This is a genomic window from Paenibacillus sp. fava2, from assembly GCF_058313675.1.
This window is the reverse complement of record NZ_CM177755.1, coordinates 4,309,378-4,333,113: the sequence shown is the minus strand read 5'-3', so window position 1 is coordinate 4,333,113 and position 23,736 is coordinate 4,309,378. Positions and strand designations below refer to the sequence as shown.

General features: G+C 51.4%; 18 protein-coding genes. 14 read left to right on the top strand and 4 right to left on the bottom strand.

Features of this window, described 5'->3' with window-relative positions:
• The first annotated feature begins 41 nt into the window (after positions 1-41).
• From AC4G46_RS18785 to AC4G46_RS18765, 5 genes are all read left to right on the top strand, one after another.
• On the top strand, positions 42-896 hold the full coding sequence (locus AC4G46_RS18785; protein ID WP_491124061.1) for an RCC1 domain-containing protein: 855 nt from the start codon (positions 42-44) through the stop codon (positions 894-896).
• Positions 897-1,003: 107 nt separating this feature from the next.
• A complete protein-coding gene (locus tag AC4G46_RS18780; protein WP_491124060.1) occupies positions 1,004-1,924 on the top strand; it encodes a PadR family transcriptional regulator in 921 nt (306 codons plus the stop codon).
• 223 nt (positions 1,925-2,147) lie between these two features.
• The gene (chrA, locus tag AC4G46_RS18775) at positions 2,148-3,290 is read left to right on the top strand and encodes a chromate efflux transporter (protein ID WP_491128927.1); all 1,143 of its coding nucleotides are present in this window, start codon (positions 2,148-2,150) and stop codon (positions 3,288-3,290) included.
• A 188-nt stretch (positions 3,291-3,478) separates the two neighbouring features.
• Positions 3,479-3,898: a GNAT family N-acetyltransferase gene (locus tag AC4G46_RS18770; protein WP_491124059.1), complete on the top strand. Its 420-nt coding sequence runs from the start codon at positions 3,479-3,481 to the stop codon at positions 3,896-3,898.
• Between the two features lie 90 nt (positions 3,899-3,988).
• Complete coding sequence (locus AC4G46_RS18765; RefSeq protein WP_491124058.1) at positions 3,989-4,591, top strand: ribonuclease FAU-1 family protein; 603 nt, start codon at positions 3,989-3,991, stop codon at positions 4,589-4,591.
• Between the two features lie 141 nt (positions 4,592-4,732).
• On the opposite strand, the gene AC4G46_RS18760 is transcribed toward AC4G46_RS18765, so the two are convergent.
• A complete protein-coding gene (locus AC4G46_RS18760) occupies positions 4,733-6,085 on the bottom strand; it encodes an MATE family efflux transporter (protein WP_491124057.1) in 1,353 nt (450 codons plus the stop codon).
• A gap of 135 nt (positions 6,086-6,220) precedes the next feature.
• Between AC4G46_RS18760 and AC4G46_RS18755 the strand changes: the two genes are divergently transcribed.
• On the top strand, positions 6,221-6,904 hold the full coding sequence (locus tag AC4G46_RS18755) for a TetR/AcrR family transcriptional regulator (protein ID WP_491128926.1): 684 nt from the start codon (positions 6,221-6,223) through the stop codon (positions 6,902-6,904).
• Between the two features lie 399 nt (positions 6,905-7,303).
• On the top strand, positions 7,304-12,061 hold the full coding sequence (locus AC4G46_RS18750) for a LamG-like jellyroll fold domain-containing protein (RefSeq protein ID WP_491124056.1): 4,758 nt from the start codon (positions 7,304-7,306) through the stop codon (positions 12,059-12,061).
• A 97-nt stretch (positions 12,062-12,158) separates the two neighbouring features.
• Here the strand turns inward: AC4G46_RS18750 and AC4G46_RS18745 are convergent, their stop codons facing one another.
• Complete coding sequence (locus AC4G46_RS18745) at positions 12,159-12,473, bottom strand: winged helix-turn-helix transcriptional regulator (RefSeq protein WP_491124055.1); 315 nt, start codon at positions 12,471-12,473, stop codon at positions 12,159-12,161.
• A 198-nt stretch (positions 12,474-12,671) separates the two neighbouring features.
• Here AC4G46_RS18745 and zwf point away from each other — a divergent pair, with 198 nt between their 5' ends.
• The 3 genes from zwf (at position 12,672) to AC4G46_RS18730 (ending at position 16,613) form a co-directional block, all read left to right on the top strand.
• A complete protein-coding gene (zwf, locus tag AC4G46_RS18740) occupies positions 12,672-14,198 on the top strand; it encodes a glucose-6-phosphate dehydrogenase (RefSeq protein WP_491124054.1) in 1,527 nt (508 codons plus the stop codon).
• Between the two features lie 53 nt (positions 14,199-14,251).
• Positions 14,252-15,145 (top strand): phosphogluconate dehydrogenase (NAD(+)-dependent, decarboxylating), encoded by an 894-nt coding sequence (gene gnd / locus AC4G46_RS18735; protein WP_491124053.1) that lies wholly within the window; start codon positions 14,252-14,254, stop codon positions 15,143-15,145.
• Between the two features lie 187 nt (positions 15,146-15,332).
• A complete protein-coding gene (locus AC4G46_RS18730; RefSeq protein WP_491124052.1) occupies positions 15,333-16,613 on the top strand; it encodes an L-cysteine desulfidase family protein in 1,281 nt (426 codons plus the stop codon).
• Positions 16,614-16,716: 103 nt separating this feature from the next.
• Here AC4G46_RS18730 and AC4G46_RS18725 read toward each other — a convergent pair whose 3' ends face one another.
• The gene (locus AC4G46_RS18725; RefSeq protein ID WP_068720942.1) at positions 16,717-17,472 is read right to left on the bottom strand and encodes a DeoR/GlpR family DNA-binding transcription regulator; all 756 of its coding nucleotides are present in this window, start codon (positions 17,470-17,472) and stop codon (positions 16,717-16,719) included.
• Between the two features lie 384 nt (positions 17,473-17,856).
• Here AC4G46_RS18725 and AC4G46_RS18720 point away from each other — a divergent pair, with 384 nt between their 5' ends.
• The 4 genes from AC4G46_RS18720 to rhaD all read left to right on the top strand — a co-directional run bounded on the left by AC4G46_RS18720 (position 17,857) and on the right by rhaD (position 22,946).
• Positions 17,857-19,008, top strand: coding sequence for an iron-containing alcohol dehydrogenase (locus tag AC4G46_RS18720; RefSeq protein WP_491124051.1), 1,152 nt, complete (start codon positions 17,857-17,859; stop codon positions 19,006-19,008).
• A 27-nt stretch (positions 19,009-19,035) separates the two neighbouring features.
• Complete coding sequence (rhaB, locus tag AC4G46_RS18715) at positions 19,036-20,508, top strand: rhamnulokinase (RefSeq protein WP_491124050.1); 1,473 nt, start codon at positions 19,036-19,038, stop codon at positions 20,506-20,508.
• 247 nt (positions 20,509-20,755) lie between these two features.
• The gene (gene rhaA / locus AC4G46_RS18710; RefSeq protein ID WP_491124049.1) at positions 20,756-22,012 is read left to right on the top strand and encodes an L-rhamnose isomerase; all 1,257 of its coding nucleotides are present in this window, start codon (positions 20,756-20,758) and stop codon (positions 22,010-22,012) included.
• A gap of 88 nt (positions 22,013-22,100) precedes the next feature.
• Positions 22,101-22,946, top strand: a complete 846-nt coding sequence (gene rhaD / locus AC4G46_RS18705) for a rhamnulose-1-phosphate aldolase (RefSeq protein WP_491124048.1) — start codon at positions 22,101-22,103, stop codon at positions 22,944-22,946.
• 3 nt (positions 22,947-22,949) lie between these two features.
• On the opposite strand, the gene AC4G46_RS18700 is transcribed toward rhaD, so the two are convergent.
• On the bottom strand, positions 22,950-23,600 hold the full coding sequence (locus AC4G46_RS18700; RefSeq protein ID WP_491124047.1) for a hypothetical protein: 651 nt from the start codon (positions 23,598-23,600) through the stop codon (positions 22,950-22,952).
• Positions 23,601-23,736 lie beyond the last annotated feature (136 nt).

Sequence of the window (23,736 nt, the reverse complement as noted above, 5' to 3'; positions counted from 1 at the left end):
GTTAATGGGCAGCATCTGACCATGATGAAGGAGCGGGGTTAATGAGTGTAATGCAAGGCATGACTTCCCTGGCGGCAGGATACCGTCATACGGCCGGCCTGAAGACAGACGGTACGGTGAAGGCTGCAGGGGATAATAAATACGGCCAATGCAATGTGGACGATTGGAGCGGTATTGTCGCGGTAGACGCCGGCAATGCGCATACCGGCAATGCCCATACCATCGGTCTGCGAGCCGATGGTACAGTGGCGGCCGCAGGCTGGAACAAGCACGGCCAATGCGAGGTAAGCGGCTGGCACGATATTGTGGCGGTAGCGGCAGGCTGGCGAAGGACAATCGGCCTGAAAGCGGACGGCACTGCAGTAGCCGCAGGCCGGAATCAGGATGGCGAGTGCGAGGTAGGCGGCTGGCGGAATATCATAGCGGCAGCTGCAGGTGACTGGCATACAGCCGGACTGCAATCAGACGGCAGGGTTATTGCTACAGGGAATAACCGGTATGGCCAATGCGGGGTAAGCGGCTGGCGCAGTATTGTGGCCGTAGCCGCCGGATATCTGCATACCGCGGCGCTGGAGGCGGGCGGTACGGTGGCAGCCGCGGGCCGGAACAAGGAACGCCAATGCGAAGTAAGCAGCTGGCGAGGGATTACAGCGATTGCGGCGGGGAGCCATCATACTGTCGGCCTGAAAGCGGACGGTACAGTAACGGCTACAGGCTGGAACAAGTACGGCGAATGCGAGGTAAGCGGCTGGCGCGATATTGTAGCCGTAGCCGCCGGCTGTACGCATACCGTCGGGCTAAAAGCTGACGGCACAGTGGTCGCTGCAGGCAGTAATGAATATGGACAATGCGGGGTAAGCGGGTGGTATGATATCCGCCTGCCCTTCATTGGATAATGAACAGCCATGTGCCGTTTCCGGCGCGTGGCTTATTTTTTTTGTTTGTATGATGTAAATAACCTATGTTACTATTAACATAGGTTATTCATATAGGAGTGAATGGGATGTCGATCAATTATGCCATTTTGGGTCTGTTAAGCAGCCAGTCCCTGACCGGGTATGACATGAAGAAGATTATTCAGGATTCTTCCTTCATGTACTGGTCAGGGAATAACAACCAGATTTATAAAGCGCTGGTTGAGCTTTTGAAGGAAGAATATGTGACGAGTGAGGTACAGCATCAGGAGAGCTCGCCCTCCAAGAAAATGTACACCATAACCCCGGAAGGAAGGGCTGAGCTGAAGCGCTGGGTTCTGTCGGCACCGGAGCAGCCGGAAGCCAGAAACACCTTCCTTATTCAGCTCGCCTGGAGCGATCAGCTGGAAACCGCGGAAATTCTCGGCATGCTGGATGCTTATGAGCAGGAGATTATAAGTCTTATCCACCTGGAACAGGGCCGCGAGGCCAAAGGGCAGTATGCGCTCGGGCGGAGCCCGCGGGAAGCTATGCTCTGGAAGCTGATTCAGGCGAACAAGCTCTCGGCGCATTCGAGTGAATTGCAATGGATTGGAGAGGTCCGCAGGGCCCTTACTAATGAGAACGGGAATGGAGTGAAGCAAGTGAAGGTTGAAGTGATGACCCGTGAAGGACAGCAGTACCTCGATTTACGCCCTGGTGACAGCATGCTAAGTACAGAGCAGGATATTCTGGATCTGATCGGCGTCTGCATGGAGCATGATGTATATAAAGTTTTGCTCTATGAAGCATCGTTACCGGAGGAATTCTATAATCTGCGGACCGGCCTGGCCGGAACGCTGCTGCAGAAATTCATGAATTACAGGGTGAGAGGTGCGGCGGTCATTGGCAGCGGGCGGGCAGGCAAGGGCAGGTTCAAGGAGCTGCTCTCCGAGCTGAACAAGGGGAGCAGCTTCCGGACATTCGGCAATGAGGAAGAGGCGGCGGCCTGGCTGCTGCAGAACGATTAGACGTTATAGTGTATAGCTGTGAAGGCCGTCTCTTTGACGGTCTTTTTTGCTGCAAGTGTAAGAGCAATGTTAGCGGAATGTCATTTTTCAGTCAATTCGTTGTGGGAACGGCGGTATGAAGGTAACATTCAATCTAGGCATTTGATATCATACAGGGGGGATTGAAGTGGATAAGCGGGTACAGCGGGAGCAGGGATTATTCAAGACGCTGCTCGAAATTTTAATGGTATCAGGCAGATTGGGCTTCACTTCATTTGGCGGTCCCATAGCTCATCTCGGTTATTTTCATGATGAATATATCCGCAAAAGAAAATGGATGGACGAAAAAAATTACGCTGACCTGGTGGCGCTGTGCCAATTTTTACCCGGACCGGCCAGTAGTCAGGTTGGGATTGGCATGGGGATTATGCGGGCCGGTATACCGGGCGGGATTGTCTCATTCCTTGGTTTTACATTACCTTCTGTAGTGGCCTTAATCCTATTTGCATTGATCCTTCAGGGGTTGGATGTAAGTAACGCAGGCTGGATTCATGGCTTGAAATTGGTGGCTGTCGCCGTTGTAGCACACGCGGTTACCGGCATGGCCCAGAAGCTGACTCCCGATTTAAAAAGAAAAGCCATCGCCTTATTGGCAATGGTAACTACATTATTATGGCAGACAGCCTTTTCGCAGGTCGGAATGATTCTTTTATCAGCAATACTGGGTTTCGTGATCTATAGCCGGCACGAAGCAGAGGCTGACAGCAGAATCAGCTTTCCGGTTAAGCGCAGCTTGGCAACGGTATGTCTGGCTTTGTTTTTTGGATTGCTGCTGCTTCTTCCGGTGCTGAGAGAAATGACCTCCGTTCGCTGGATTGCAATGTTTGACAGCTTTTACCGTTCCGGTGCGCTTGTGTTTGGCGGGGGGCATGTTGTTTTGCCGCTGCTTGAACGGGAATTCGTAGCCTCAGGCTGGGTGAGTAAAGAGGCCTTTCTCGCAGGATACGGGGCGGCACAGGCTGTTCCGGGGCCGTTGTTTACGTTTGCCTCCTATCTGGGTGCTGTAATGAACGGGTGGGCAGGAGGCCTGCTCGCGACAGCAGCTATTTTCCTGCCTGCTTTTTTATTGATTCTGGGAACCCTTCCTTTCTGGGATGGCCTGCGCCGCAATCCAAAAGCAAAAGGGGCTTTAATGGGCGTAAACGCTGCAGTAGTAGGTATATTAATCTCAGCCTTTTATCAGCCGATTTGGACCAGCTCCATCCTGGCGCCTGCAGACTTTGCTTTTGCAGCGGTATTATTCAGTATGTTAGTTTATTGGAAGCTGCCGCCTTGGATCGTAGTGTTGACAGGTGCGCTGGGGGGGACTGTAATGGCGTTGATATAGCATGGAAGAGAAGGGTTACCAAGAGGACATAATGGATTGAACCTGAAGATTAAGGCAGCCTGTCTGGATGATGGGCTGTTTTTTTGCTGTGATAACGGCAGTATAGATTAATTATATCTGTTATTTATAGACTCCGAATTATAGAAAAGAGGTATAATTGTACCAATCTTTTATCTGGAGGAACCATCATGCACATCGCTTTCGCAAACGATTCTGACTATGAATACATAAGCAGCCGTGACCGGCATATTCCTGAGAACCTTATACCGGCGAAAATAAAGGCAAATGAAATCTATATCCTGCAGGACGAGGATGGAAGTAAGTTCGGATGGATGCGCTATGGCTACTTCTGGGACAATATCCCGTTCATGAACCTGATTTGGCTAGATGAACCTTTTCGGGGGAAGGGGGCAGGAGCGAAGGTTGTTCAGTTCTGGGAGGAGCAGATGAAGCAAAAGGGTTTTAACATGGTGATGACCTCGACCCAGGCTGACGAAGGAGCCCAGCATTTTTACAGAAAATTAGGATATAAAGATGCGGGCTGTTTAATCCTTGATTCGCAGCCGCTCGAGATACTGCTTACCAAGAAGCTGGATCTTACAGTTTAAAAATAGTAGGCTCTTTTCGTAAAAATTGTTGCTAAGTCTCCGTTCTGTTATAAAGGTTAGGAACATCGGTTTGCATCTGGGGGAGCCACAATGGATTGGTTAAAGCTATATGAACATTTCGGTGAGTTGCCAAAGGGAGATGCATACTTGAAGAGGAAATATGGGGACCGTTCAGATTGGAAACGTGTACTGGAAAGAGAGTATGCCCAGTCATATCTTGAAACGGATAATTTTAAAGGTTACATATCACTTCTGAAGATTGCAAAAGTGAAAGAGCCTTTGTACGTTAAATACGCTGACCCAAATATTTGCATTGTAAATGACGGATATTTATGGCTTCAACAATTTCCTTGTGATAAGCATCATTCAGTGACTACAATGTTTGACGAAAAAGGACAAATTGTGCAGTGGTATATTGATATCTGTTATATGAATGGTGTGAGCGAGGATAACGTACCTTGGATGGACGATTTGTTCTTAGATATTATCGTAATGCCATCAGGAGAAGTAATCCAGAAGGATTCGGATGAACTCGATGAAGCATTGCTTAACGGCACAATTGACAAATCTCTATATAACCTCGCTAGACAAGAAGCAAGTATGATTAATTCCCTTATTAAAGACAAAAGCTTCACCTTAATGCAACTTTCAAAGGAACACAAAGATATTCTTTTACAAATGCTCCAGAAGTAAGCCGTTGACGGAGAAATGAACAACCCAATTGATGGCGGGGGTGTTCATTAGCAACAATAATTTCGAAATGAGCCAAATATGAAGCCCGTTTTCGCCAATCGGTAGGCTGAGAACGGGCTTTTTTTACCTGAAAACAATCCTTCACTGCGCCAGGCTCTCCAGATCCGGCTGTAATTTGTTCCGCAGAATATACAGCATGCCGGCACCGACGAGGAACGCAGCAGCATCCGCAATGACCAGTGACCAGACCACCCCGTGAAAACCATTCATCCGGTTGGCGATGTAGAGCACAGGGATCAGCGTAGCGCCTTGAATAATTGACATAATAAATGCGGCGGTCCCTTGCGCTGTTGCCTGGAAGATCCCCGTAAACAACGCCGTCGTTCCTGAAATGAACAGGGATAAAAAGGTCACATGCAGAATATAGCTGCCCATTTCAATTAACTGCGGGTCATTCGTAAACAAGCCGATTAAATGGTCGGAAATCAGATAGACGATAAGACCGAAAGCGACAGCCAACGCTACAATTGTTTTGACCGTGAATCCGATGCTTTGCTTCATCCGCAATCTGTTGGCTGTAAAGGAGAAAGCGATCAGCGGTACGACTCCTTCACATAAGCCCATAATAATGAACTCGGGAAACTGCAGTAAACGGGATGAAATTCCGTAAGCGGCTACGGCGGAATCGCCATATTCCACAAGATAATGATTGAAGATCAGCGACATTGCCCCCATGAAGATACTCATAATGAAGACGGGAACTCCGATTTTAATAACATTGCCGACCATTTCTTTGCTGGCTTTGAACCACCGTACGGAAACCGTTAAAAATTGGCTTTTATACCCCATATGGAAGGCGTAATAGACACTCGCAACGAGGTTGGAGACAACTGTGGCTGACGCAACGCCGATCACATCCCAGTGGAAAACAAAGATAACCAGCGCATCGAGGATTATATTCACAGCAACGCTGAGAATCATGCCGATCATTGATTTAACAGCTGAACCTTCAGAGCGTACAATATTCTCCAGCGTGAAGCATAATACAAGGAAGGGTGAACCGATCAGCATAACCGTGACATAATCCTTAGTAAAGCCGAAGGACTCAGGCGTTGCTCCAAGGCTACGGACAATGGAATCGATGAACGGGAGGCCAACAGCAATGACGACAAGACCGAGTGCCAGGCTGCTGTAAAAAGCGAATGAGGACACATGCTTTACCTCATTATATTTTTTCTCACCGAGCAAACGGGAGATAAAGGTACCGCTGCCCATGCCGATAAAGTTACCCAGTGCCATAATAATTGCGAATAACGGCAAGGTCAGTGCAAGTGCGGTTAACATCGCAGTGTTGTGGAGTGTTCCGATGAAATAGGCATTCAGGATGGAGTAGATGACACTCATTGACATGCCCAGCATCATGGGGACGGCGAAGTGGGCTACGGCTTTGGCAACAGGGGCTTTCTCGAAATAATGGAGGTTTTCAGCATCCATGAAAATCACTTCTTTCTGGTTTATTCATTGTTTATCTAACGGTGTTAGATTGAACCTTACAGTGTTAGATGATATCATGGGCTTAGGAGCTTGTAAAGCATAAACTTACACTGTTAGATAAAAGGGCGGATTATGATGAAAAAGCAGCAGCCTCAGATTTCGGAGGAGCGGATTTTGGAAGCTTCATGGGAGCTTCTTGGCGAAGAGGGCATCGAGAAATTCAGCATGAGGAGGCTTGCGGACAGGGTGGGGATTCAGGCTCCCTCTCTTTACTGGTACTTCAAGAGCAAACAGAAGCTCTACCAGCGCCTGGCTAATCAAATATCCAAAATCATTCTGGAGGAATTCCAGGCTGAGGGGGATTGGAAAGCGCAGCTGACCGGACTTGCAGTAACGGTACGCAGCGTACTTAGCCGGTATCCCTGCTCAACGCAGCTAATGATGATGACACTCCCCCACGAGCCGGATGTGATCCGGTTCACCAACCGGATGCTGCTCTGCGTGGAAGATACACCGCTTGAACCGGAGCAAAAATTTCAGGTGGCTACCACGGTTATGAACTATGTTTTCTTTTTCGTGCTGGACAGCTATCAGCATGAGCGCAATGTCTCCATTATTATTAAAGAGCAGGAAGGACTTCCGGGAGAAGAGATGCTTGGTCTTCTGGACACGATGAGTGAGCAGGATGCGGGGCTGTTCCGGAGAATGTTTACGACCGGACTGTTCGAGCTGATGGGAACCGACCGGGCATTTGAGTTTGGCCTGAAGCTGATTGTACTGGGGATTGAGCAAGTGATAATGGAGCAGGAAGGACAGTAAGGAGCTATACGTTCTAGGTGATGATCAGGCGGTAGAAGAATACTAAAAAGAGCAGCACCTTTCCGGATTACGCGAAGGGCAGCTGCTCTTTTTTTGGTTTTGTAATTAATAAATAAAAATATAAAAAGATTCATACTAATTAAAAATTTTAATTGACTAATATGGGATTATCGCTATAGAATAAAAGCGGTTACAGAGTTTCTTGAAGGTTTTAGTTTAATTATGTGTGAAACAAACGAAGGCCGAAAAGAAACTTTTTTATTAAATTTCTCTTGTAAGCGTTTTATTTATACTGGCTAATAAGGAGGTGCTTTCCGGTACCTTAAATGCTGCTTCTGTACCAGATAGGGAATGTAAGGGAACCGTTGAGGCCAATTTTAGAAACGGAGGGATTTTCTTTTGAATAAATGGACTGGCAGGCTGACATCTTCAATTCTTGCACTGCTGCTGCTTGTTCCTTCACCGGCATTGGGGGCTTCGGGAACAGCAATGGACGGCAATTCTGCGGGACAGCAGGCGGCTGCAGCACCGGATTATATGGGGCACTGGGCAGCCGGAGATTTGCAGACATGGGCTGACAAAGGGCTGTTGTCGGGGTACGGAAACGGCGTATTTAAGCCGGATCAGCATATTACCAGGGCGGAATGGGTCACCCTGGTAAACCGGGTGTTTAATCTGCAGACTATGGCTGCTGCAAACAGCTTCAGTGATGTGGAGCAGGGCAAGGCTTACTACAGCGAAGTTATGAAAGCGGTATCTGCAGGATATGTGTCGGGTTACAGCGATGGAACCTTCCGTCCGCAGCAGACGGTCAGCCGCCAGGAAGCGGCAGTTATGCTGTACCGGCTGTACCGGCTTGATGCTGCGGCAGCTGGGGCAGGACCGCAGGATGCTGCAACGCTGCCGGAGTGGAGTAGAGAAGCTGTCCTTAGCTTGCTAGGCGATGGATTCCTTAACGGCTACGAGGACGGCAGCTTTAAAGGAGGACGTCCGGTAACACGGGCAGAAGCTGTCCGGATGATCGGTAAGCTGTCAGGTGAGATTATTCTGCAAAGCGGCAGCTACACGCAGTTACAGGCAAAGAATCTAGTGATCAGCACCGCCGGTGTGACGCTTAAGGACACTGAAATTACAGGCAACCTGTATCTCACAGAAGGGATTGCCGGCGGAGATATTCTGCTGGACAACGTGAAGGTTACCGGCAAGATTATCGTCAGCGGCGGCGGTGAAAACAGTGTCGTGCTGAACAATACCTCAGCAGCCTCGCTGATCGCAGACAAGCCGGACGGCAAGCTGCGGATTGTTCTGAAGGGCAGTAGTAGCATACCGGATGTAACAGCTGAGTCTGGTGTCAGACTGGAAGAAGATACAGCACTTGGCGGAGAGGGCTTCAGCCGGGTCAAGCTTGAGACCACCCTGCCTGCGGGTTCGCGCATTCAGCTTAGCGGCAGCTTTGATTCTGTTGTAGTCAATGCTGCAGGGGAGCCGGAGCTTGTGCTGGCAAGAGGAACCATCGCGGAAATGACGCTTAACCGCATGGCGGCGCTTCGTGCGGAGGCCGGAAGCGAAATCAGGAATCTGATTCTTGGTCTGAACAGTCAGATTACGGTCCAGGGTACCGGCAAGGTTAGCTATGATCCGAAATTCAGCGGTTTAATCAAGCTGGAAACTCCAGCGGCAACGGCAACAGCTACAGCTGCACCGGTAAGTAACGGCGGAAGTACTGTATCACCCACCGCTACGCCAAGCCAGGCGGCATCGCCAACGCCGGCAGTGACTCCGCCGGCTACACCGGCACCTACACCGGAAGCCTCCCCGGCTCCGACTGCTCCGGTGTTCAGCAACGTATCCGTGCATGACCCTTCAGTGGTGAAGGACGGCGGGACGTATTATGTTTTTGGTTCGCATATAGAAGCGGCCAAATCGCAGGATCTGCTGAACTGGAGCACGTTCACCAACGGATATAAGACACCGGACAATGCGCTTTACGGCGATCTGTCTGCCAATCTGACGGAATCCTTCGCCTGGGCCGGGGAGAACGACTCCGACAGCAAAGGCGGATTTGCAGTCTGGGCGCCTGATGTATTCTGGAATGCGGATTATGTGAACGGCGACGGCACCAAGGGCGCATATATGATCTATTACAGCACATCGTCAACCTATATCCGTTCAGCAATCGGCTTTGCTGTCTCACAGAAGATTGAAGGCCCTTATGTTTACGGCGGCACCGTGATATACTCCGGCTTTACGCTGGATGAGCAGTTCGATACAAACAGCAAGGTCAACAAAAAGTGGACCAATACCAACATTCAGACGCTGATCGGCGAAGGAACGCTGGAAGGCATGAATCCGGGCTGGTTCAATGCAAACGGCACGTATAACAACAAGCAGTATACCAATGCGATTGACCCGACTCTGTTCTACGACAAAGACGGTAAGCTGTGGATGACCTACGGCTCCTGGTCAGGCGGCATTTTCCTGCTCGAGGTTGACCCGGCGACCGGACAGCCGGTATATCCCGGCAAAGACGGGACTACAGCAGACGGAAGATTGATTGACCGTTACTTCGGCACCAAAATTTCCGGCGGCAATTACAAATCCGGCGAAGGTCCTTATATCGTATATGACCCGACAACCGGCTATTACTACCTGTATGTAACCTACGGCGGACTGGCTGCTGACGGCGGCTACAATATGCGGCTGTTCCGCTCCGTGAATCCGGACGGTCCTTACAAGGATGCAGCAGGGCAGAATGCTGTGCTGACGACGGACGGAGATCATTCAAACATCGGCAACAAGCTGATCGGCAATTTCCTGTTCAGCAATCTGAACGGCGAAGCAGATTTCCCGGTGTACGGCTATGTCTCCTCCGGGCATAATTCGGTTTATTATGACGAGGAGCAGGGCAAGCTGTTCAATTTCTTCCATACCAGATTCCCGATGCGCGGGGAAACCCATGAGGTGCGGGTGCATCAGATGTTCATGAACGAGGACGCCTGGCCGGTTGTGGCTCCGCACCGTTATTCCGGCGAGACGCTTGCCAAGGTTCAGCGGGCAGACGTTGTCGGGTCTTACCAGTTCGTCAACCACGGCAAGGATACCTCGGCCAAAATCAAGCCAACCGTCGATGTCGAACTGCTGGAAGACGGCACTTTGGGCGGAGCGGTTAGCGGCAACTGGGAACTGACAGGTGATTATTATGCCCATTTGCTGATAGACGAAACAGAGAACGGCAATACAATACAGCGCCTGTACAAAGGTGTATTCGTGAAACAATGGGATTCCACCCGGAATGAACAGGTCATGGTCTTTACGGCAATGTCCGGCCAGGGCGTTTCGGTCTGGGGCAGCGCCATCGAGCTGCTCAGCGATGATGAGCTGGTTGCTAATATTGCCGGCGGCCTGACGCTTGGCGATACCAGCAAGGTCTATAAAGACCTGACACTGCCGGTGTCCGGTGTGCACGGAGCTATCATAACCTGGACATCCTCCAGTCCGGCCGTTGTCGCGGCGGACGGCAAGGTTACCCGGCCGCAGGCGGGAAGCGGCAATGCCGAGGTGCAGCTGACAGCTGCCATTAAGCTTGGTAATGCTGAGTTCGCGAAGACGTTCACTGTAGTTGTCATTCAGCTTGGCGGCACGCTGCTGGAAGACGGACTGGTTGCAGCGTATGACTTTGAAGACAGCCTCGCGGAGAGCGCCGGGCGGCAGGCTGACGGCAGCGCAACCGGCAAGCTGCTGAACACAGCAGATGGGGCAGTGGAGTATGCGGCCGGCCAGGACGGTCAGGCGCTAAAGCTTACGGGAAGCTCCGGTGTCCGGCTGCCGGACGGTCTGATTAACGGCAGCGCCTATACGTTCAGCCTGTGGCTGAATCCCCAGGAGCTGACAGCCTTCACTTCGGCCTTTTTTGGAGCTAAAAACACCAATAACTGGATGAGTCTGCTGCCTTACGGCAACGGCGGGGCAACGACCCGGGTATGGTTCGGCAGTGAAACCTGGCTGGATGCCGATGCCGGCCTGCAGATCGAGGCCGGCAAATGGTCGCATATTGCGTTCACCTACGATGCGGGAACGGTTAAGCTGTATCTGAACGGAGTGCTGAAATATACAGGGACGAACTATACCGACCTGTTTGGCAGTGATGACAGTGTATTCGCACTCGGCGTCAACTATTGGGATATCCCGTACAAAGGGCTGATTGACAAGTTCCGCGTCTACGAAAAGGCGCTGACGCCTGAAGCCGTCGGCTGGCTGGTGAACGGTGAACCGGATGCCGATGTGAAGGTAAGCGCGATTGCTTTTGCGGATGCTGCTGCAAGCATCGCTGTCGGCAATACCTTTACTCCAGCGGTCTCCATCCTGCCGGCCAATGCCGGCAACCGGGCTCTGGCCTGGACCTCAAGCGCACCTGCTATTGCTGAGGTTGATAGTGCATCCGGGGTTGTAACGGCAAAGCATGCAGGCGATGCTACCATTACCGCCGCCTCCACAGACGGAAGCAATATAACTGCAAGCTTATCAGTGAAGGTTACGGACGGCCGGGTCGCGGTGTACTCTTTTGACGGCAATTTGAAGGATTCGCTTGAGCTCTCGGGTGAAGGCAGAGTAACGGGGCCGCTGGTCGGCAGCGCTACTGTAGGCAGTATTACTTACGGTGACGGGGTAACGGGCCAGGCAGCGTTATTTGACGGGGCTTCCGGTATCCGGCTGCCGGACGGACTGATTAACAGCAACTCGTATTCAGTCTCAATGTGGCTGAAGCCGGATCAGCTAACGACTTACACGACCGCCTTTTTTGGAGCAAGCTCGAACAGCAGCTGGATTAGTCTTGTGCCAAAAGGGCCGTCAGATGCCACCATATTGTGGTCAAACGCTGTCTATGAGGCAACTGCAGGCTACGTGATTCCTACTGGAACCTGGACGCATGTCACCTTCACGGTTAATAACGGGACGGTCAAGCTGTACATTAACGGGGAGGAGAAGTTCTCGGGCAGCGGATTTCCGGACATTTTTACGAACAAAAACGGGGTATTCACGCTTGGGGTCAACTATTGGGATGTTCCATTCAAGGGGTTGATCGACGAGTTGAAGATTTACAACAATGTACTTACACCGGAAGCGGTGCTGGCTGATTACCAAACGGCTGGTCTTTAAAGGCCGGATCATTTAGAAGAAAAAAGAGAAGGAGCGGGACGCGATGTCCTGCTCCTTTTTTGTCTATACGTAAAGCTGATCCCGTGCAGCAGGGACCTTATAGCCATTTTACCGCCCACTTCTCGACATGGCTGAGCGCTGCCCCGAGCTCCTGTCCTTTGACAGTCAGCGAATATTCCGTCCGGACCGGCCGGTCCGGAATCACGGTGCGGGTAAGCAGGCCACAGCCCTCCAGCTCCTTCAGCCGCTCGTTTAATATACGTTTGCTCAGATCCGGAATGATGGTGTGCAGTTCGCTGAACCGTTTGGGGCCTTCCATCAGTACATGAATGATGAAATTCACCCATTTTTTCCCGACGATATGATAAGCATGCTCCACTTTGGCAAGTAACGGCCTGATTTCCCGATCCATCGCACATCCGTCCTTAGCAGTTATTATTAATACCCCACTAACTATACCATAGCGAAAACTTCGTGAAAATAAGTACTTTTCGTATATGTCGAAATGAGGTTGACGAATGGTTTTTGCAGGCGTATGATGAGTTTTGTTAAGTTTGTGAGTAATTAATAGTAACCTAATAAATAATTTATAATAACGGGAGGAATGAAAGTGGAATCATCTACCTTTGTGCTGTTTGGCGCTACCGGGGATCTGGCGAAACGCAAAATCTATCCGGCTCTATATAACTTGTTTGCCGATGGCAAGCTTTCCGGTCCTCTCTCCGTGATTGGTCTGGGCAGAAGAGAGCTCAGCAACGAAACGTTCCAGGCGCAGGTGCTGGATTCACTGCGTACCTTTTCCCGCCGTCCTGTCGCAGAATCAGCGGAACTGCAGCGTTTCCTGCTGTCTTTTGAATATAGTGTGCTGGATGTTGGACGTCCGGAGGATTATACGAAGCTGCTGGCCCATGTACAGCGGCGGGAAGCGGAGCTCGGCATTCCGGGTAACCGGATGTTTTATTTGTCGGTCGGCCCTGAATTTTTCGGTCCGATTGCCGCAAATATACATGACAGCGGTCTGGGTGATACCACAGGCTGGAAACGCATGATTATCGAGAAGCCGTTCGGCCGTGATCTGCAATCCGCGCGGGAGCTGAATGAGAGCCTGACGGCGGCTTTCCGGGAAGAGGAGATTTTCCGGATCGACCATTTCCTCGGCAAGCCGATGGTGCAGAACCTGGAAGTACTCAAGTACTCTAACCCTGTGCTCCGGGCGCTCTGGCAGAACCGCTACATCGCTAACGTTCAGATTACGGCTGCCGAGACTGTCGGTGTAGAAGAACGGGCAGGCTATTATGACAAATCAGGTGCCCTGCGCGACATGTTCCAGAACCATATGCTGCAGCTGCTGATGATGATGGCTATGCAGCTTCCTAAAGATAGCAGTCCTGAGGATGTCCGCAGCAAAAAACGCCATGTCATCCGTTCCGTGCGGCCGCTGCTGAAGGAAGAGGTGACACAGCATGTGGTGCGCGGCCAATACGGCACCGGCCATATTAAAGGCAAAGCAGTGCCGGCCTACCTTAATGAACCGGGCATCGACGCAGGTTCGCAGAATGAAACATATATTGCTGCACGGCTATGGATCGATGATCCGATGTGGAGTGAGGTGGCATTTTACATCCGCACGGGCAAACGGCTGAAGGAGAAATCAACCAGAATTGTTATTGAGTTCAAGGAACCGTTTAATGACTCTCATAACGTTAACAGAGGCAAGCTTCCGCTTGATCCTAATCTGCTGGTGATTGAAATCGGGCCTGGTGAAGGGATTTCGCTGCAGCTGAACACCAAAAATCCCTGCCGGCACGGGGCGCTTGAGCCGGTAAGCATCCGGCATGATTCAGCTAATCCCGATCTGCCTGAAGCCTATGAGAACCTGATCTATGACGCGCTGCTCGGAGACGCTACTTTCTTCGCACACTGGGAAGAGGTGGAGCTGAGCTGGCAGTGGGTGCAGCCGATTCTTGAGGCCGTGGAGGAAGGTGCGCTTCCGCTCCATACGTATGCAGCCGGTTCTAACGGTCCGGATGCAGCGGATGAGCTGCTTGGCGAAGACCACTGGTGGCTGGATGAGCCGGAGGAAGACGTTAAAGCATCCCGCAGAACGGATGAGCAGGCGATCCGGGCAGGAGCGTAAGTTGACCGCAACTGAATTAATAAATAACTGATAAATAACCGGAGGGATATCTAATGAAAGTCGGATTAATCGGACTGGGTAAAATGGGCTTCAATCTCGGCCAAAACCTGCTGGAGCACGGGCATGAGGTTGTGGCATATGACGTCAATGCTGATGCGGTTGCCGAGCTTGGCGGCAAAGGGGCGGCTGGAGCCGCAAGTCTGGCTGAGCTCGTAAGTAAACTGGATGCACCGCGGATTGCCTGGGTTATGGTGCCGCATCAGTTTGTCGACTCCGTAATTGCTGAGCTGACTCCGCTCTTGTCCAAGGGAGACATTATTATTGAAGCAGGCAACTCGCATTATAAGGAATCAATCCGCCGGCACGATGAGCTGGCGCAGTCGGGGATCTATTATCTGGATGCCGGAACCTCGGGCGGTATGGAAGGAGCACGCAACGGGGCTTGCTATATGATCGGCGGGGATGAGGAGGCGTGGGCTGTGGCTGAGCCGCTGTTCCGTGATACCTCTGTGGAGAACGGCTACCTGTATGCCGGCAAATCGGGCAGCGGCCATTTCCTGAAGATGGTCCATAACGGGATTGAATACGGCATGATGGCTGCTATCGGTGAGGGCTTTGAGGTGCTGGAAAAAAGCGGATATGACTTCGACTTCGAGCAGGTAGCCCGCGTGTGGAACAACGGATCGGTCATCCGTTCCTGGCTGATGGAGCTGGTAGAGCGTGCATTCTCGAAGGACGCCAAGCTCGATGATATCAAGGGCGTCATGCATTCCTCCGGCGAAGGCAGATGGACGCTGGAGACAGCATTTGACCTGCAGGCGGCCACTCCGGTCATTGCGATGTCACTGCTGATGCGCTACCGGTCGCTGGAGACGGACACTTTTACCGGCAAGGTGGTTGCTGCGCTGCGTAATGAATTCGGCGGCCATGCGGTGGAAAAAAACTAAGCAGTTGAACCAGCCTGTATGCTGTAAAAGCGCCAATTCTCAAAGTCCTGAACGGGATTTGGGATTTGGCGCTTTTTGGTGATTCGGCAATGAGATTGCACCCGCCCTCTGAATAAACGGTTCCCTCAGCCTCCAGACTGATGTAGTATATAGAGAAAGCTCAGACAGAGAAAAGGGGGGATCCTATATGGTTAACTTACTCGAAGTATTGAAGAAGGAAATCGTTCCGGCGGAAGGCTGTACGGAGCCGATTGCAGTAGCCTATGCGGTCTCTTTGGCGGCAGAGCTGCTTGAGGAGGAAATTACAGGCATTCAGCTGTTCCTCAGCGGCAATATTATCAAAAATGCGATGGGTGTGGGCATTCCCGGGACCGGACAGACCGGACTCCCGATTGCTGCTGCGCTTGGTGCAGTAATCCGCCGCTCCCACAGAAAGCTGGAGATTCTTTCAGGGCTGACGGCTGATGAGCTTAGTCAGGCTAATGCGATTATAGACCGGAAGCTGCTGGCGGTGGAACTCAAGGACACCCCGGAGAAGCTGTATATAGAAGCAAGGGTACAGAGCGCGAATCACCGGGCAACAGCGGTAGTTGCGAAGGAGCACACTAATATCGTTCTGCTGGAGAAGGATGGTATCCCTATTAATATCCAGAAGGATAAGGGAGATTGCGGGGAGGACGAGCAGCTAAGTCCCGAAGACTACGCCGTTTCTCTCGAAGGGATTTATGAGTTTGTCTGCACTACAGCTTTTGCTGATCTGGAATTTCTGCTGGAAGGGGCAAGAATGAACAAGGCTATTTCGGATGAAGGCCTGCGGGGGGATTACGGTCTTCAGGTCGGCAAAAAAATGAGCCAGCGCTCCACAGTTAATCTGTTCGGCAACGATGTGGCCAATTCTGTAATCGCAGCAACAGCTGCGGCTTCCGATGCTCGGATGGACGGCAGTGCGATGCCGGTCATGACTACGGCGGGCAGCGGTAACCAGGGGATTGCGGCTACACTGCCTGTCATTAAGCTGGCCGAGCTTATGGGTAAAAGTGATGACATGCTGGCCCGGGCGATTGCCCTAAGTAATCTGGTCACTGTTCACGTCAAGCATTACATCGGCCGGCTCTCACCGCTGTGCGGCTCAGGAATTGCCGGAGGAGTAGGGGCGAACAGCGGGATCATCTACCTGATGGGCGGCAGCCTGGATCAGATCAAGCATGGCATCCAGAATACCATCGCTTCCTTGTCCGGCATGATCTGTGACGGGGCCAAATCCACCTGTGCGCTCAAAATCTCCACCGCCACCAATGCCGCAATCCAGGCGGCGACGCTGGCGATGAATAACATTTCACCGACAGACAATGACGGGGTCATTTTTGAAAAGGTGGAGGATACCATCCGCAACATGGAACGGCTCGTCCAGGAAGGGCTTGCCGCTACGGATGAGGCGATTCTGAATATTATGCTGTCCAAAGCTTAGTGCAGGCTGCAGCAGCATAACTTAAAAGGACATTTCCCGGGAAGAGGGGAGATGTCCTTTTTTTGGGTACACATATTATATAGAAGAAACACAATCATCCGCACTAGCAGAGAACCTCAATATTCTCCTTGGCCAGCCGCTTGAGCCAGGCTTCTGACGGCTTACGGTCAGTGATCAGCACATCGATCCGGTTCAGCTCTACCAGCTTCGTAAAAGCGGTCTTGTCAAATTTCGTATGATCCGCCAGCAGCACAACCTTCTCCGCCTGACGCAGCATGTACTTCTTGAGCTCGCATTCCGGTTCGTTGGAATCGGTAATTCCCCGGTCCATATCGATCCCCTTGCAGCTGATTACGGCGGTGTCCACATTGTAGCGCTGAATCGTATCATGGGCGACCGGACCAACCAGCGAGAGGGAACGGTGGCGGAGTGAACCGCCGGTAGAAATAATGTTCATGCCGGAATTGGAGAACTCCTGCAAAATATTGATCGAGTTCGTGATGAGCGTCAAGTTATTTTTGTTGCCCAGCAGTTTAAGGAATTCGAACGAGGTTGAGCTGGGGTCTACCATCAGGGTATCCCCGTCATTGATCAGATCAAGCGCCTTGAGCGCGATATTGCGTTTGATATCCGTATTGAGCGCATTGCGGGTTACAAAAGGTAGGTCCTCGTTCGTATGCCTGTTAAGCATAGCCCCGCCGTAAGTCCGGCTGACAATTCCGTCCTTCTCCAGCTTCTCCAGATCCCTGCGGATCGTTTCTTCCGTTACTTCAAACATGCGGCTCAGGTCGGAGACCAGTACTCTTTTATCCTGATGGACAAGATCTATGATTCTGTTGCGTCTTTCGGCAGCCAGCATTTGTAATCACCTTTCCGGAGCTATACTCTGAATTCCAATAGATATCTATAAATATAGACCTGAATATCTGTGTTTTGCAATAAATTAGACGAAAACCACACAAAATTTATTATAATATTCATTATAATCTGCGTTTTGCAAACAGTAAACAAATAAAAACAACATAAATAATATTTTATTTGTTGACAACACAGAATGTTGGAGCTACGATAAGAGTGTTCATTTTCTCTTTGAAAGCGCATGCTTCATAAGATTAAGCGCCTGAGCAAGGTCCGCTGCGAATCCTACAGAGACCAGCCTGAGGTGCCGCAGCCGGGATAACCTTTTATAGAGAAGAAGATAACCAACTGTGCAACACAACATTATCAGGAGGCTGGTCAATCAATGAGTACCCGTGTTTATTATGTTCCTTCTATTAACATTATGGGCAAAGGCTGTCTGCAGGAAATCGCTCCTTACATTCAAGAGCTGAATTTGAAGAAAGCTCTGGTTGTTACCGACAAGTTCCTTATGAAGAGCGGAATCGCCGGCAAATTGCTGTCCGTACTGGATGCAGCCGGTATTGAGTATGTGGTATATGATGAAGTTAAGCCGAATCCGACCTGTAAAAATGTCCACGACGGCGTGGATTTCCTCAAATCGCATGATTGTGATTATCTGATTTCGATCGGCGGCGGATCACCGCAGGATACGGCCAAAGCGATCGGTATCGTGGCTACCAACGGCGGACATATCGCCGAGTATGAGGGCGTACACAAATCCAAGAACAAGTCGCTGCCGATTGTTGCGGTTAATACTACTGCCGGAACTTCAAGCGAAGTTACCATCAACTATGTCATTACGGACGAAGAACGCAAGGTTAAGATGGTAATGGTGGATAAGAACAGCATCGCTACTATTTCTGTAAATGACCCTGAGCTGATGGTCGACAAACCTGCTGCACTGACTGCAGCAACCGGTATGGATGCATTAACCCATGCGATTGAAGCTTTGGTAACTCCGGGCGCTTATCCTGTTACGGATGCTACGGCTTTGGCGGCGGTTGAGCTGATCTTCGGCAATCTGGCTAAGACTGTGAAGAACGGCCATGATATCGAAGCACGTGAACAGATGGTATATGCAATCTTCCTGGGCGGACTGGCGTTTAACAATGCCGGGCTCGGCTATGTGCATGCAATGGCGCACCAGCTCGGCGGTGTATATGATCTGCCGCACGGCGTATGCAATGCGATGCTGCTGCCTTATGTAGAAGAAGAGAATGCCAAATATGTGCCTGAGAAATTCCGGGCAATTGCCAAGGCAATCGGCCTTCAGGTGGAAGGCAAATCCGATAAAGAGTGTGCAGACTTCGTTATTGAGTCGATCAAGGAGCTGTCCAAGGAAGTCGGCATTCCGGCCAAGCTGTCTGAGCTTGGGGTTGACGAGGTGGATCTTGACCTGCTCGCCGAGAATGCAATGAAGGACGCTTGTGCGCCTGGTAACCCGTTCATTCCGACCAAAGAAGAAGTTATCGCCCTGTTCCGCAAAATTCTCTAAATTAATCTCAAGATAAGGAGATTCCCTATGAACTATCATATCGCCGTCGATATCGGCGCCTCCAGCGGGCGGCTTGTGCTCGGCACCATCGCAGACGGAAGTCTCTCGCTGGAGGAAATTCACCGTTTCAGCAACGGGTTCGCCGAACGTGACGGCTCCTGCTTCTGGGACATTGATTATTTATTTGAAGAAATTCTGCGCGGCCTGCAAAAGGCCAAGGCAGCCGGCATCAGCAAATGCACGCTGGGGATCGATACCTGGGCTGTGGATTATGTGCTGCTGGATGCTGAGGGTAACCGGCTGCAGGAGGTATACGCCTACCGTGACCGCCGGACTGACGGGGTAATGGAGGAAGTAGCCAAACTGATTACTCCGGATAAGGTATACGCCAAAACCGGTATCCAGCAATTAACTTTCAATACTTTATACCAGCTGTATGCTCATGACGCTAAAGAGCTGGCTGCAGCTGATCAGATTCTGCTCGTCCCGGATTATCTCTACTACAGATTGTCCGGCCGCAAGATCAACGAAGTAACCAATGCCTCGACCACGCAGCTGCTGAATCTTGCAGAGCGAGAATACGATGCTGAGCTGCTGTCCCTGCTTAAGCTGAGAAGAGAGCAGTTCGCCCCGCTTACCGAGCCCGGCGAAGTGCTTGGCAGCATCAAGGATGAGCTGAAGCAGCAGTATGACCTGCCGGACTGTGAACTCATCTGCGCAGCTACGCATGATACGGCTTCAGCCGTACTGGGTGTGCCTGTGCAGGATGACCGGTCTGCTGCTTACATCAGCAGCGGAACATGGTCGCTGCTCGGTGTTGAGCTGGATCATCCGGTCAATACAGAGGCGGCAATGCAAGCGAATTACACAAATGAGTGGGGCGCTTTTGGAACCTACCGTTTCCTCAAGAATATTATGGGACTTTGGCTGATCCAGGAGGTACGCAGACTGGACGGAGAGCGTTACAGCTTCGCTGAACTGGCTGAGCTTGCCGCAGAAGCTGAGGGCTACCGCAGCCTGATTCCGTGCAACGATCCGCGGTTCCTGAATCCGGACAACATGATTGAAGAGATCCGCCTTGCCTGCGCAGAGAGCGGTCAGCCTGTCCCGCAAACGCCGGGCGAGCTTGCCCGCTGCATCTTCGACAGCCTGGCACTCTCGTACCGCAGTTATCTGGGCGAGCTGGAACAGCTGACCGGCAGACCGGTAGAGGTGCTGCAGATTGTCGGCGGCGGTGCGAACAACACGCTGCTGTGCCAGCTTACTGCCGATATTATCGGCCGGGAAGTTTTGGCCGGTCCTACGGAATCGACAGCGCTCGGTAATCTCGCAATCCAGCTGATTCACACCGGAGAAGTTGCGGATATCCGTGAAGCCCGGACGATCATCGGCAAGTCCTTTAAGATACAGTCTTACCTGCCGCGCCCGCTTCCGCAGCTTGAGGGCCTGCTGGCCCGCTGGGAAGCCCTGCATGTAGTATCTGCAGGCGGCAGCCAATAGATAAAGAAATAAGGAGCAGCAGCTTACTAAACTAAGCAGATGCTTCCGAAGACAGTTTGGCACGAAGTGGATCAGGTGGAGCAGATGCTCACAAAACGAAGCGTATGCTTTCGAAGACAGTTTGGCACGAAGTAGAACAGATGGAGCAGATGCTTACAAAACTAAGCATATGCATTCGAAGTCAGTTTTGTCCGAAGCAAAATCAATGGAGCAGATGCTCACACAAAACTTTTAGGAGGACCCCAACATGGATCAGAGCATCATCAACAGCTATAACGAAGCAAAGAAATTGTACGCAGCCCACGGCATCAACGTGGATGAAGTATTGGAGAAGCTGGCAGAGATCAAGATTTCCCTTCACTGCTGGCAGGGAGACGATGTACAGGGCTTTCTGTTCAAGGACAAAGAGCTGAGCGGCGGTATCGCTGTAACCGGCAGCTACCCTGGACGCGCGGGTACACCGGATGAGCTCCGCAAGGATCTGGAGAAGGCATTGTCGCTGATTCCGGGTAAACATAAAGTCAATCTGCACGCTATCTATGCTGACACAGATGAGAAGGTGGATCTGGATGAACTGGAGCCGCGTCATTTTGCGAATTGGGTAGAGTGGGCTAAGGAACAGGGCTTGGGCCTTGATTTCAACCCGACCTGCTTCTCCCATCCTAAAGCGGCAGACGGCTTCACACTGAGCCATGCTGACGAGGAGATCCGCAATTTCTGGATCAAGCACTGCAAAGCTTCCCGCAAAATCGCCGAGTCTTTCGGCCGCGAGCTGGGACAGCCTTGTGTGACTAACTTCTGGGTACCGGACGGCTACAAGGATACTCCGGTTGACCGCTTGGCTCCGCGTGCACGCCTGCGCGATGCTCTGGATGAAGTGTTCAGTGAGGAGATTGACCCGCAATACAACATCGATGCTGTTGAGAGTAAGCTGTTCGGCATCGGCTCCGAAAGCTATGTTGTCGGATCGCATGAATTCTATATGGGTTATGGTCTGACCCGCGGCAAAGCCATCTGCCTTGACGCCGGACACTTCCACCCGACTGAAGTTATTTCAAACAAATTGTCCTCCATCCTGATGTTCAGCGAGCAGCTGCTGCTGCATGTCAGCAGACCGGTACGCTGGGACAGTGACCACGTAGTAACTATGGATGACGAGCTGCTGGAAATCGCCCGTGAGCTGGTCCGCGGAGATCTGCTGCCGCGCACGAACATCGGCCTGGACTTCTTTGACGGCAGCATCAACCACGTTGCTGCATGGGTAATTGGTACCCGCAATACAATCAAAGCACTGCTGCGCGCAATGCTTGAGCCGATTGCTGAATTGAAGAAGATCGAACTTGAAGGCGACTATACTTCCCGCCTGGCATTGGTAGAAGAATTTAAATCCTATCCGTTCGGCGCAATCTGGGATTACTACTGCGCTTCCCAGAACACACCGGTCCGTGAGAACTGGCTGGCTGAAGTGAAGACTTACGAGAAGGAAGTCCTGTCTGCTAGATAAGGCTATTTATCAAACAATAATAAATTGAGTTTTTGAATGGTCGTCATATCTATTACCAACACATCTGCATTAAAAGGAGAGATTATAAATGAGTACGTCCGTTATTGAAACGAAAGGCTACATCGCCGGCACTGAAGCCCCTTTTATCCAGGAAATGTCCGAAATTACCCACCACATGTGGTCCCTGGGCTGGGATGAGCTGAACGGCGGTAACATCAGCTATCTGCTGGACGAAGAAGAAGTAGCCAAGTACATTAATATCCGCGAGCCGCTGCGCACCATCCAGCTTACTTTCCCTGTAACTGAGCTTGCAGGCAAATACTTTATCGTAACAGGTTCAGGCAAATATTTCCGCAACGTGATCAAAGACCCGGAAGCTAACCTTGGCGTACTGCGCGTATCCGCTACAGGCGAGAGCGTTGAAGTCCTGTGGGGTCTGCGTAATAATGCTGTACCGACAAGCGAGCTGGCTTCCCACTTCATGAGCCACATTGAACGCCTGAAGGTTGATCCAACGCACCGCATTGTTCTGCACACTCATGCTACTAACGTTATTGCTATGACGTTCACCCATGATCTGGATGAGCTGAAATTCACCAAGACGCTCTGGGAAATGTGCACAGAATGTCTGGTTGTATTCCCTGACGGCATCGGCGTTATCCCTTGGATGGTTCCGGGCAGCAGTGACATCGGCCGGGCAACAGCCGCCAAGATGAAGGACTACCGGGTAGTAATCTGGCCGCAGCACGGTATCTTCGTGACGGGTGCGACTATGGACGCCACCTTCGGTCTTGTAGAAACAATTGAAAAAGCAGCCATCATCTACAACCTGATCGGCGGCAGAGAAATCAAACAGACGATCACCGACCAGCAGCTGGCTGATCTGGCTGCAGCTTTCCGTGTAATACCAAAAGCAGGCGTTCTGGACTTGTAGAATTTATTTTATTAGAAGTAAAACCGGACATCGGCAGAGTCTCTGCTGTGTCCGGTTTTTTGTCTGCTTGGTTTGATGGGCCAAAACGGCCAAATCAGAGGCAAAAATGCCTTTGATTCCAGCCAGGGTAGCCGAAATGGCCAAATCAAAGGCAAAAATGCCTTTGATTCCGGCCCCGGCGGCCGAAACGGCCAAATTAGAGGTAAAAATGCCTCTGATTCCGGCCCCGCCGGCCGAAACGCCCAAATCAGAGGCAAAAATGCCTCTGATTTCAGCCAGGGTAGCCGAAATGGCCAAATGAGAGGCAAAAATGCCTTTGATTTCAGCTCCGGCGGCCGAAATGGCCAAATCAGAGGCAAAAATGCCTCTGATTCCAGCTCCGGCGGCCGAGACGTCCAAATCAAAGGCAAAAATGCCTTTGATTCCGGCCCCGGCGGCCGAGACGTCCAAATCAAAGGCAAAAATGCCTCTGATTCCAGCTCCGGCGGCCAAAACGGCCAAATCAGAGGCAAAAATGCCTCTGATTCCAGCCCCGGCGGCCGAAACGCCCAAATCAGAGGCAAAAATGCCTCTGATTCCAGCCCCGCCGGCCGAAACGCCCAAATCAGAGGCAAAAATGCCTCTGATTCCAGCCCCGCCGGCCGAAACGCCCAAATCAGAGGCAAAAATGCCTCTGATTCCAGCTCCGCCGGCCGGCCTCAGCCCGGTACGCTGCTCTGGCTGCAGTTTAGCCGCTAATCAATAAGAGTCCCTGATGCGGCTCTGGCCGCGCCATTTGCTTTTGATCCCG